Annotated in this window: 13 protein-coding genes; 3 read left to right on the top strand and 10 right to left on the bottom strand. The window is 40.8% G+C overall.

Features of this window, described 5'->3' with window-relative positions; all coding sequences use genetic code 11:
* Positions 1-106 precede the first annotated feature (106 nt).
* Entirely contained in the window at positions 107-685 is a 579-nt protein-coding gene (nfuA, locus tag IV514_RS00605) for a Fe-S biogenesis protein NfuA (protein WP_206482983.1), read from the top strand.
* A gap of 171 nt (positions 686-856) precedes the next feature.
* Here the strand turns inward: nfuA and IV514_RS00600 are convergent, their stop codons facing one another.
* On the bottom strand, positions 857-2179 hold the full coding sequence (locus IV514_RS00600) for an MATE family efflux transporter (RefSeq protein ID WP_241242126.1): 1323 nt from the start codon (positions 2177-2179) through the stop codon (positions 857-859).
* A 79-nt stretch (positions 2180-2258) separates the two neighbouring features.
* Here IV514_RS00600 and IV514_RS00595 point away from each other — a divergent pair, with 79 nt between their 5' ends.
* Positions 2259-3311, top strand: a complete 1053-nt coding sequence (locus tag IV514_RS00595; protein WP_206482982.1) for a polysaccharide deacetylase family protein — start codon at positions 2259-2261, stop codon at positions 3309-3311.
* Positions 3312-3331: 20 nt separating this feature from the next.
* On the opposite strand, the gene IV514_RS00590 is transcribed toward IV514_RS00595, so the two are convergent.
* From IV514_RS00590 to IV514_RS00570, 5 genes are read right to left on the bottom strand one after another with little or no spacing between them, the layout of a single operon-like run.
* Positions 3332-3961 (bottom strand): SCO family protein, encoded by a 630-nt coding sequence (locus IV514_RS00590; RefSeq protein ID WP_206482981.1) that lies wholly within the window; start codon positions 3959-3961, stop codon positions 3332-3334.
* A gap of 12 nt (positions 3962-3973) precedes the next feature.
* Positions 3974-4891 carry a heme o synthase gene (cyoE, locus tag IV514_RS00585; RefSeq protein WP_206482980.1) on the bottom strand — a complete coding sequence of 306 codons (918 nt, stop codon included), beginning with the start codon at positions 4889-4891 and terminating at the stop codon, positions 3974-3976.
* Positions 4892-4900: 9 nt separating this feature from the next.
* Positions 4901-5908, bottom strand: coding sequence for a COX15/CtaA family protein (locus IV514_RS00580; protein ID WP_206482979.1), 1008 nt, complete (start codon positions 5906-5908; stop codon positions 4901-4903).
* A gap of 2 nt (positions 5909-5910) precedes the next feature.
* A complete protein-coding gene (locus tag IV514_RS00575; protein ID WP_206482978.1) occupies positions 5911-6468 on the bottom strand; it encodes a hypothetical protein in 558 nt (185 codons plus the stop codon).
* A gap of 21 nt (positions 6469-6489) precedes the next feature.
* A complete protein-coding gene (locus tag IV514_RS00570; RefSeq protein ID WP_206482977.1) occupies positions 6490-7233 on the bottom strand; it encodes an SURF1 family protein in 744 nt (247 codons plus the stop codon).
* Between the two features lie 36 nt (positions 7234-7269).
* Between IV514_RS00570 and IV514_RS00565 the strand changes: the two genes are divergently transcribed.
* Entirely contained in the window at positions 7270-7479 is a 210-nt protein-coding gene (locus IV514_RS00565) for a DUF2909 family protein (protein WP_206482976.1), read from the top strand.
* 70 nt (positions 7480-7549) lie between these two features.
* Here the strand turns inward: IV514_RS00565 and IV514_RS00560 are convergent, their stop codons facing one another.
* The 4 genes from IV514_RS00560 to coxB are packed head-to-tail and all read right to left on the bottom strand — an operon-like array spanning position 7550 to position 12180.
* Positions 7550-8434, bottom strand: coding sequence for a cytochrome c oxidase subunit 3 (locus IV514_RS00560; RefSeq protein ID WP_206482975.1), 885 nt, complete (start codon positions 8432-8434; stop codon positions 7550-7552).
* 31 nt (positions 8435-8465) lie between these two features.
* Positions 8466-9029, bottom strand: a complete 564-nt coding sequence (locus IV514_RS00555) for a cytochrome c oxidase assembly protein (protein ID WP_206482974.1) — start codon at positions 9027-9029, stop codon at positions 8466-8468.
* 13 nt (positions 9030-9042) lie between these two features.
* Positions 9043-10635, bottom strand: coding sequence for a cytochrome c oxidase subunit I (gene ctaD, locus IV514_RS00550; RefSeq protein ID WP_206482973.1), 1593 nt, complete (start codon positions 10633-10635; stop codon positions 9043-9045).
* A 12-nt stretch (positions 10636-10647) separates the two neighbouring features.
* Positions 10648-12180 (bottom strand): cytochrome c oxidase subunit II, encoded by a 1533-nt coding sequence (gene coxB, locus IV514_RS00545; RefSeq protein ID WP_241242185.1) that lies wholly within the window; start codon positions 12178-12180, stop codon positions 10648-10650.
* Positions 12181-12375: the final 195 nt, after the last annotated feature.

The raw sequence follows: 12375 nt of genomic DNA, 5'->3' as shown, positions 1-12375 counted from the left end.
TCACTAGCGAATCTGATTGAAGGAGAGTAAAATGTACATACTTGACTAAATTAGTCAGGTATCAAGTAAACCATCAATTAACTGTCGTTAAGAGTGAAAGTCCAATATGATCACAATTTCAGAATCTGCACAAGCCCATTTCGTTAAGCTGCTGTCTCAACAAGCCGAAGGTACAAGCATCCGTGTATTCGTTGTTAATCCAGGTACGGTAAATGCGGAATGTGGTGTATCATATTGTCCTGCTGACGCAGTAGAACCTGAAGATTTAGAAATCCCTTATGAGCATTTCTCTGCTTATATTGATGCAGATAGCAAACCATTTTTAGAAGACGCTGAAATCGACTTCACCACAGATCAGATGGGTTCTCAACTGACCTTAAAAGCACCTAATGCGAAACTTCGCAAAGTTGCAGACGATGCGCCGTTATTTGATCGAGTGGATTATTTTTTAAAAGCTGAAGTGAACCCTCAATTGGCTGGCCATGGCGGTGAATGTACCCTAATGGAAATTACCGACGATGGTTATGCTGTATTACAATTTGGCGGTGGTTGTAATGGTTGTAGTCAAATAGACGTTACGGTAAAAGATGGTATCGAAAAGCAATTAATTGACATCATGGGTGATGAAATTAAAGGTGTTCGCGATATGACAGAACATCAACGAGGCGAACACTCTTACTACTAAGACAATCGATCCACCATAAAAAACCAAGCGATATTGCTTGGTTTTTTTATGGCCATCACAAAATCATACCAGGCTTTAATGAAAACTGAACATAGTCTCCGACCTTATATAACTATAAAACACACAGAAACACCTAAGCTCTGTTTACCTAACTGACGCTCCCGTATCCAACTAGTAAATCGCTTTACCTGCCAAGTGAGTTCGATAATGCCATGCCAGAGTAATACCACGTGCCAACATAAATACAGTAAAGGCTAACCATAACGCATGATTACCTAAAGACTGGAGGCTCCACCAAACAGGAAAAAAACATAAAAAAGTGGATGCCAACATGCTGTTTCGCATAATCCGCGCTTCAGTTAAACCAATATAAATACCATCAAATAAATAGCTCCAACAGGCCACCAACGGCAAAATAACTATCCATATCAAGAATTGTTCAGCATATTCAATCACTGAAGTGATATCAGAGATAAGCATAATGATGGATTGCCCAGCAAATAAAAATAATAAGCTATACAGTGACGCGAAGGCAAAGCTCCACCATAAGCTAATGGTAACCACTTGTTTAATACGACGATAATTTTGTGCCCCTTTTGCTTTACCCACCATCACTTCAGCGGCATTAGCAATACCATCAAGACCAAAAGAGATAAATAGTAAGAAATTCATTAAAATCGCATTAGCGGCAACCACATGATCACCAAGCCTAGCACCTTGGAAGGTGATAAAAATAAAGCAAAGCTGCAATGATAACGTGCGGATCAAAATATCCCGATTCAATTTAAAGTAATCAATCAATACCACTTTATTGATTAACGAATGTGTTAACTGGCCATAGAAGTTTTTTACCTTCAGCGATAACTTATTGCTGACAATAACAAGCCCTATAAATAAGCAACTATATTCTGCGATTAGCGTTGCCATTGCCACGCCGGCGACTTGCCAGTCTAAATACACGACAAAAAGTATATCCAATACTAAATTGATCAGATTAGTCATAATTAATAGCCACATCACCGCTTTGGCATGATGATTACCTAATAACCAGCCGATTAACACCAGATTTGATAACGCGGCAGGTAGCCCCCACACACGTATTTCGGCATATTGAGTGGCATATAACTGTACCTGCGCTGAGCCACCAGAAAGCGCAATCGCAAATGGGATAAATAGGCTTTGACACAGTAAAACCACCAAGCTGATCAACAAAGCGACCAATATGCCACGAATAAGTACCGTTAGCCCAAGTTGGCTATTCTGCTCTCCATAGGCCTGTGCTGCTAGCCCCGTAGTAGACATTCTTAAAAAACCACACAGCCAAGTAATGGAAGCAATTACTGTTGCACCAACTGTACTCGCGCCCAAATAATAAGCATGCTCAAGATGTCCTATTACCGCCGTATCCACTAAGCCTAATAGCGGCACGGTGATATTCGATAAAATCATCGGCAACGCAATAACGAATAATTGGTAATGAAGAGAATTTTTCAAAAAGCACAACACCTCTTAGCGATAAAGGAATATAATAACATCTTTCTTCTTCAACTAGCGTGATTTGCGGGAGCTCACCATGAAACAATTTTTAGCTTTGCTCTTATTTTATCTTTTAATATTGACCCAAACTCATGCCGCGGTGATCTTGCAATATCACCATGTCAGTAATGAAACACCAACAAGCACCAGCATAGCGCCACTACAGTTCGAAGCTCACATGCAATTTTTGGCTGACAATGGTTATCGGGTCGTTCCGTTATCCGACATTATGAACAGTATTAAAAAGCAGCAACCTATTGCAGATAAAACCATTGCTATCACGTTTGATGACGCTTATTTAGATATTTTGCAGTATGGTAAACCCATACTCGACCGCTTTAAATTTCCGTTTACCATTTTTGTCAATCCTGGCATTGTTGAGCAAAACAAGCCGAATTACCTCAGCTGGCAACAACTAAAACAAATGGCCGATGATGGCGTTATCATCGCTAACCATGGTTTCAATCATGACTCTGTTGCTCGGATTCCCGACGGACAATCACAACAACAATGGCTAAACGAACAAGCCAAACTGTTACTGGAATCAGAGCGAATGATTGAAGCAAAAACAGGTCAAAGCTGGTACTATTTTGCCTACCCTTATGGTGAATATACTCCAGAGATCGAGCAGTGGCTAAAGGACCTTGATTTCATCGCCTTTTCTCAACAAAGTGGCGCTGTTGGTCTTGCGACAAGTTTAACCAGTGTGCCTCGATTCCCCGCTTCCCAGCCATATGACAAACTGACCAGTTTAAAAGATAAATTAGCGTCCTTGCCCTTTGCTATTCATCCCTCAAAGCAAGATGCGCAAACGATTTTTCCAGTTAACACAGTTGAGAAAGTGACCTTTGAAGTGGTGGTTGATGACTTTCATCCATCACAATTAAATTGTTATATTTCGGGTTTAGGTAGACAAGAAGTACAATGGCAAGATGATAGCAGTTTTACGATTGAATTTAGCAAGCCATTACCTGTTGGTCGAGTGCGTTGTAACTGCACTGCGCCGAGTATCAGCCAGCCTGGGCGTTATTATTGGTATTCTAAACCGTGGTTTATCTTAAAAGAAAATAACCAGTGGTATCCGCTTTAACTCAAACAAGCGCTTTTGAGTTAATCAGCAAGTTGAACGATTTTAGCAAAATCATCGACTAGCTGCTGACCAGCAATGATCGGTAGTTGTCCTAGTTCATGCTGCGGTTTAAATATCGCGGCAACTTTACCTTGGGGATTTATCAACACGATAGACGCACTATGATCAACCAAGTAATTATCATCTGCTTGGTCATCACTAATGGCGTACATCAACCCTAAATTGCGAGCAAATGGAAATAATACCGAATGATCTGCCGTTAACCCTTTAAATTCATTATTAAAATAAGCGACATACTGAGCGAGTTTTTCCACAGTATCACGTTTAGGATCAACCGACACCAGCAGCACCTGCACATTGTTACTAACAGATTTAAAGTCATCATAGTAAAAATTTAATTCTTGCATAGTCGTAGGACAAACATCAGGGCATGAGGTATAACCAAAAAAGACCCATGACCACTTTCCCATCAGCTCTTGATTAGTAAACGCTTGCCCTAAATGATCTGTCATCGCAAACGGCTTAATCGTTCTCGGCTGTTGATAATATAAAGCATGTTCAGGCGCTGGACGATTAAATGACGATTGATAGACAAACACACCGATTGCAATCGACACAAAAGCAAGGATCAATGCCAGTAATTTATTCATGATTAAGTGCTCTTATTTTATCGGCAATAAGTAGTGATCAACTAACAACACAATAAATAGCACCATCAGATGGATAATAGAGAATTTAAAGGTGTCCATGGCAGTATTTTCATCGGCATTAAACTTAAGCTTCCACGCATAAACAAAAAAGATAATATTTAATATTGCCGCGCCAATAAGATAGAGCCAATTACTCATACCTACTAAATACGGTAATAATCCGACAACAAACAATAATACCGTATAGAGCAGAATTTGTGTTTTGGTAAAATTGACCCCATGAGTAACTGGCAACATAGGGATATTTACTTTGGCATAGTCATCTTTGCGATGAATCGCTAATGCCCAAAAATGAGGTGGTGTCCAAGTAAAAATTAATAATACAAGCAACAAGGCATTGGCATGTATTTCATTGGTGACAGCCGTCCAACCGAGTAATGGCGGGATAGCACCAGCTAAACCACCAATAGTGATATTTTGCGGCGTAGCACGCTTTAAATACATGGTATAAACAAAACTATAGCCAACTAAACCTGCAAAAGTGAGCCATGCCGTTAATGGATTCACTAAACTATAGAGCATAGCAAAGCCGCTGACAGCCAATAACATAGCAAATAAAGCAGCATTTCTCGGGTCTAATCGGCCAGTTGCTACCGGTCGATTATGCGTACGCCCCATCACACTATCAATTCGTTCATCAACAATGTGGTTAATCGCCGCTGCCGCAGATGATAAAAAACCAATACCAACAATTGATGGGATCAATACTTGCCAAGGAATTGCGCCAGGAGTTGATAAGCACATACCCACCAAGGCCGTTAATACCAGCAAAGCAACCACTCTTGGTTTGGTAATTTCGTAATAATCGCGCCAAGTTGTTGTTTTCACCGAGTCGACTGTCGTTTGTGCTGAACTAATATGAACGCTCATTTGGGACTCCTAGGCTTTTCGCTTTAAACTATACGTTAACGCAATCAACATTAACATTAAACAGGCAGCTACAATATTATGCGCCACCGCCACACTTAAAGGTAAAGAAAACCAAATATTACTGACACCTAAGCTCACTTGTGTCGTCAGTAGCACCAATAACCCGAGCACGGCCGATTTAAAAAATTGCGTTTGTGATTTCAAAAATACCATCAGTCCTAACCATAACAAATATATTGTTGTCACAATTGCGCCAATACGATGCATGACATGAACCGTTACCCGTTCATCATGATTTAAATGGCCAAATTCATAACTGTCACGTTTTGGTGGGATCGGATCAAAAGAGTTTTCAAAGGTTAATTGTTCTACCCAACCAGATTGACAGATAGGCAACTCGACACAGACTAATGCCGCATAATTAGACGATGTCCATCCGCCTAATGCGATTTGTCCCGCTAAGATGATGACGCCGATGATGCCAAACTTAGCATATTTTCGTACCCTCACATCTCCACCTGGCACACGATAAGGTTTTAAGCGTAAATACAGCAAAAATAGTAAACACAGGGTGGTAAAACCGCCAAGTAAGTGTCCCATCACCACAATAGGCATTAGCATCAATGTGACTGTCCACATACCAAGCGCCGCCTGAAAGATCACTACCAATAAGATACCAAGGGGTAATAGTACCGGTATATTGTGATGACGATATTTAATCGATAAAAACGCAATCGCTAGAATAAACAATCCTAAGGCACCAGCAAAATAGCGATGGATCATTTCATTCCACGCTTTATGTGGTTCAACCGGACGGTCTGGAAATGATTGTTCTGCTTTAGTAATTTGTTCATGAGTTTCAGGTACATCTAACAAACCATAACAACCAGGCCAGTCAGGACACCCTAAACCAGCATGGGTTAGTCTGGTATAAGCGCCGAGGCTTACCACAACCAAAGCCAGCAAGATACTGACAAATACGAGTCGTCTTAAATGAGTGATTTTTTTCTCTTGCATGTTTAGCCAATCCTCGAATATTTCAGCAGCTTCTTCATATCAGCTATAATCGCTTTACTATAGCTATTTAAATCATTTTCTGATGTTGGTTCCTTATAGCTCATCACTACATTACCTAAGGGATCAACAATCAATAATTGGCCATTATTAATAAAAGATTTAGCAGTATCGGGTAGCTTATTGAACAACCATTTATGATGACGAAAACTATCTTGCACAAGACTTTGGTTGTCAGCGCCATTTAATGCGACAGGAGACACTCGTGGTAGCTCCTTACCTAATAGCGTATAAGTATTATTGATGGTTAAGGTCAGTTGTTGACAGAACTGTTGGCAGTTATCAGGCACCCGATAAAGCATTAACCATTGCCCATTGAATTTTTCATTCACAAGCCCAAGTTTGTCCAAGGTGATTTCTTGTTCTACTAAGGTGCCATGATTCGTCACACCGTATTTAAACCAGTGCTGCTCTAACGCCAACTTTGCCAATATCACTGGCAGTATGAATACCCCTAGCACCAAAAGTAAATTTCGACGAGATTTAGTTAACTGTGATGACATAGTAAACCTTCATTATTGTTATTATGTGTCTTGATTTCGATAAAACCATACGCTTGCACTGAGCATTAATATCAACCATGCACCAGCAAGCGAAAACCACTGAAAAGCGTAAGCACGATGTTTTTCTGGAGGCATCACAATCGGACGCCAATTTTTTTCAAACCCAAGCTGTTCATTTGTATCTAAGTAAATGACAAAGGGCAATAACTTTTGCCCTATTAGTTGTGAAATTTTATCTAATTCAATCTGTTGAATGCGAAGCGGCCATGTCACTTGCTCATAGTCTTGCTCGGATAACACTATGCCCTGTTCAATAATTCGAATATTGCCGCGCACCTTATGCTCACCACTTATCGGCTTAACTTGTGGCAATTTATCGCGATCAATGAATCCTTGTACCCAACCTAAATTCACCAGCACATTGCCATTATTGGTATGTAATATCTGTAGTACCCGATAGCCTAAACGGCCATTATTGGTTTGATTGTCGAGTAATAGCAGATGTTCTGTATCAAATCTGCCTTTAGCCGATATGGGAACATCATTAATCTCTTGTTCGGTTTGATTGAGTTGTTGTAATTGAGCAAGACTTAATGCTTGTTGTGTTTGATATGCGCTAATTCTAGCTAAACGCTGTTCTTTTTCTAGCGCACGAGTTGTTTGCCATAAGCCAAGCTTGATTAATCCACTAAAGACAAGCAAAGTAATGATAATCAGTAGCCAATTAAGTTGGCGAAAATAAGCTTGTATGTGTTCTAACTGCATATAAAACTACTAATTAACACTTATAGCGAGGGTAATGTGATCATCAAAATCATTATTATTGGTTTATTAATATTTATGATCTACAACTTATTTAAAGCGCTCACATTAATGAACAAGAATGACCCAAACAAACCGAGCATGACTAAGTTTATCGGTCGACGAGTGATGACCTCTGTCGTCATTGTTATCTTACTGTTACTTGGTATATTAACTGGGGTAATTACCCCAAATCCACGCCCATTTTAATAGGCTACCAGCTTAACATTTAATGGAAGTATTCAGCTGAATACTTCCATTAAGCCACAGTCTTTTCCCGTTATAAGATGTAGACAAAGACAAACAACATGACCCAAACCACATCAACAAAGTGCCAATACCAACTAGCCGCTTGGAAAGCAAAGTGATTTTTCGGGGTAAAATGACCTTTAAACACCCGAATTAACATCACAATTAACATGATGGTCCCTAAGGTCACATGCATGCCGTGAAAGCCAGTTAACATATAAAAAGTATTGCCATAAATACCACTGGTTAAATACAACTTCATTTCATCGGCATAACCATGAGCATACTCTAAACCTTGGCAATATAAGAACGCCAAACCTAATGCCACAGTTAAACCTAACCAGAACTTAAGTAAGCCACGTTTCTCTTGCTCTAAAGCAACATGAGCAAAATGCGCGGTCACTGATGATGTTAACAGCAAAATAGTATTGATCAGCGGTAAACCATACCAGCCCATGCCTGTTGTTTCTGTGCCATCTGGCGTTTTAATTAATGGCCATTGCGCGGTAAATTCAGGCCATAACACTTGTCCAGTCATGGCATTATTACCATCACCACCTAACCATGGTACGGCAAAGGTTCTGGCATATAATAAGGCACCGAAAAATGCCGCAAAAAACATCACCTCCGAAAAGATGAACCAACTCATCCCTTGACGGAATGAATTATCCATTTGGTGGCTATATTTACCCGACATTGACTCGTTAATCACATTATTAAACCAGCCAAACATCATATAAATCACTAAAGCGATGCCGGCTATTAAAATGTAACCACCAAATCCTGATTCGGCATTTTTAATATCGGTAACATAATTAGCTGCCCCAACGGCTATTAAGAACAAAGCCACAGCCCCGACAATCGGCCAATGGCTTTGCGCGGGTACATAATATGTTTCATATTTTTTTGTTGTCATAACTATTCCCCTGTGTTTAAAGCGCTAACGCCTATGTTTCAACCGAACTAGTGATGTCGTATAAAGTATAAGACAAGGTAATCGTCGTCACTTCTTCAGGCAATTCAGTATCAACATAAAACTGTAATGCCATCTCAACATCTTCTTGTGCTTTTAATGGTTGTGAGTTGAAACAAAAACACTCTATTTTTTGAAAATAAACCGCTGCTTGCCCAGGTGAAACCGACGGTACAGCTTGACCTACAATAGCGTTAGGCGATTCATTTTTTGCATAAAACTTCACTAATTTCATTTCACCGGGATGAACTTTTATTTCATTAACCATCGGCTCAAACTGCCAAGGAATGCCTTTAGCGGTACGGCTGATAAACTGCACCGTAATGGTACGACTTTCATCAATACCTGCTTCATTGACATTGGCAGCTGTCGTCGATGTTTTCCCGTTCAAGCCAGTGATATCACAAAACACGTCGTATAAGGGTACTAAAGCAAAACCAAAGCCAAACATTGCAAAGACCACTAAGACCAATTTTTTCACGGTGTTAGCTGTATTTACCTTGTTATTTTCTGGCGTTGGTTGTTGCTCAATACTCATAAACGTTTACCTGTTAATCTATTTTCGGTGGTGTTTCAAACGTGTGGTATGGTGCAGGGCTAGGCACTGTCCATTCTAATCCTTCGGCACCATCCCAAGGCTTAGCTTCTGCTTTCTCGCCACCCTTAATACATTTGATCACCACGGCTAAGAAAATTAGCTGTGATAAGCCAAAGGCAAAACCACCAATACTGACCCACATATTAAAATCAGCAAATTGTAATGCATAGTCTGGGATACGACGTGGCATACCCGCTAGACCTAAAAAGTGCATCGGGAAGAACAGCAAGTTCACTGAAATCAGTGAGCACCAAAAATGCGCTTTACTTAATTTATCGCTGTACATATTGCCGGTCCATTTTGGTAGCCAGTAATAGGTACCCGCAAAAATCGAGAATAATGAACCCGTTACTAGCACATAATGGAAGTGCGCCACCACAAAATAAGTATCATGGTATTGGAAATCAATCGGCGTCATTGCCAACATCAAGCCTGAAAAGCCGCCGATGGTAAATAAGATAACAAAGGCAATGGAAAACAGCATAGGCACTTCAAATGACATTGAACCACGCCACATTGTCGCTACCCAGTTAAAGACCTTAACCCCTGTTGGCACCGCAATCAGCATGGTGCAATACATAAAGAATAATTCACCGAATAATGGCATACCGGTGGTAAACATATGATGCGCCCAAACAATAAAAGAAAGGAACGCGATCGATGCGGTCGCATACACCATTGAGCTATAACCAAACAGTCTCTTACGTGCAAATGCTGGAATAATTGTCGATACAATACCGAATGCAGGTAAGATCATGATGTAAACTTCTGGGTGACCAAAGAACCAGAAAATATGCTGGAACATGACCGGATCGCCACCACCAGCGGCATCAAAGAAACTGGTGCCAAAGTAGGTATCAGTCAGTAGCATGGTTACTACACCCGCCAACACTGGCATAACGGCAATCAATAAATACGCAGTAATGAAAAATGTCCACACAAACAGTGGCATTTTCATATAGGTCATACCAGGAGCACGCATATTCATGATGGTCACGATAACGTTAATCGCCCCCATAATTGACGATACACCCATAATATGTACAGCAAATACAAAAAACGCGGTGCTACCATTTGAATAGGTACTAGATAATGGTGCGTAGAACGTCCAACCAAAGTTTGGGGCGCCTGAATCCATAAAGAATGAAGACAATAAGATAGCAAACGCAAAAGGCAGTATCCAAAAGCTCCAGTTATTCATGCGAGGCAATGCCATATCCGGCGCGCCTATCATCATTGGGATCATCCAGTTAGCAAAACCGGTAAAGGCTGGCATGATTGCGCCAAACACCATGATCAAACCATGCACTGTGGTGAGCTGATTGAAAAAATCTGGCTCCATTAACTGCAAACCCGGCTGAAATAATTCAGCGCGAATGCCCATGGCTAACGCACCACCAACCAACAACATGATAAATGCAAACCAAAGGTATAAAGTACCAATGTCTTTATGGTTAGTGGTATATAACCAACGTTTAATACCCGTCATTTTATGATCGTGATGATCATCGTGCTCATGCGAGTCGTGAATAGCTTCTGTAGTCATTATTCTGCCTCCCTACTTAGCACTTGCAGCAGCAACGTCTGCGGGTTGGACAACATCACCGGTATCATTACCCCAAGCATTTCGCTCAAAGGTAATCACCGCGGCAATGTCAGTGTTAGATAATTGGCCACCAAATGGTGCCATTGCTGGATTTTTCTTACTGCCATTCACCACCATATCAATGTGCGCACTGATATCTCCAGTGGCAATCGCACTGCCTTTTAGTGGTGGGAATGCCGGCGGTAAACCAGCCCCTGTAGATTGATGACAAGCCACACAAGCTGTGTTGTAAACTTGCTCACCTTTGGTCATCATTTCTTCAAGCGAGTATTGTTTATTGATATCTTCTTCTGGCATTGCTTTTGAAATAGTCTCAGAAACTTTATCAACCGCATCTTCTACCACTTTTTTAGCTTCGGAAACCGCAGATTGTACAGCCCCACCGCCAGATATCGCCTGTACATCGGCTGCTTGTACCGCATCACCAGTATTATTACCCCAAGCATTGCGCTCATAAGTGACAACAGCAGCGATTTCTTTCAAGCTCAACTGCTTGCCATAGCCTTGCATACCAGTGCCCGAACGCCCATTAACCACTATGTTAATATGTTCTTCAACACTACCAGAAGTTGTCACTGGACTGTCTTTCAATGCAGGGAATGCCGGCGGCAAACCTAAACCTGTTGGTTGATGACAAGCGGCACAGTGTGCGGTATACGTTGTTTCACCTAACTGCATTAACTCATCCATTGATAGCGATGCATTTAAAGAAGCCGCTTCTGCTGCTTTTGCATCAGCAATCAACTGAGCTTGCTCAGCAAGCCATTTGTCAAAGTCAGCTTCAGACTTAACTTCAACAACGACTGGCATAAAACCATGATCTTTACCACATAATTCAGCACACTGACCGCGATAAATACCCGGTGTCGGCACATTGGTCCATGCTTCATTAATAAACCCTGGGTTAGCATCTTGCTTGACGGCAAAAGCAGGCACCCACCATGAATGAATAACATCATCTGAGGTCATCAAAAAGCGTACTTTTTTGTTAGCAGGGATCACCAGTGGTTTATCAACTTCTAAAAGGTAATGTTCCCCTTTATCGGTTTTAGTTCCTTGCTGGTTTTCATATTGTTCACGCGGTGTAGATAATACCGAATAGAACTCAATGTCATGATCAAAATACTTATAATGCCACTTCCATTGAGAACCCGTGATTTGAATGGTTAAATCAGAATCTTCATTATTCTCCATGGCGATCAGTGTTTTTGTTGCTGGTGCTGCCATGGCAATTAAAATGAGAATGGGTATCACGGTCCAAATGATTTCGACCTTAGTGCTTTCATGAAATGTTGCCGCCTTTGCCCCTTTTGATTTGCGATGGAATATCATCGACCAAATCATCGCGCCAAAAACGACAATGCCAATGGCGGTACAAATATAAAGCACAAACATATGTAATCCATATACTTCGTTACTTATTTCTGTCACACCCTTGGTAAGGTTTAGCTGCGTTTCTGCCCAAGCTATATTAGGAAGAATCATCCCTAATAATAGCCAACTTAGGTTACGTCTACTCACTCGACATCTCCTCCACCCTTTAAGTGCAAAAACTTGTAAAACACATAACCACTGCATTGATCACATACGTTTTTGCGAATTTATTTTATTATTTTTCTGACGATTTTTTCATCAGTCAAAAACTGACCTTATTATTCTATTTTGTTCACTTTCTACTCT

It is taken from the genome of Thalassotalea sp. G2M2-11 (assembly GCF_017168195.1).
GTDB lineage: Bacteria > Pseudomonadota > Gammaproteobacteria > Enterobacterales > Alteromonadaceae > Thalassotalea_E.
This window is presented reverse-complemented; position numbering and strand designations above follow the sequence as displayed.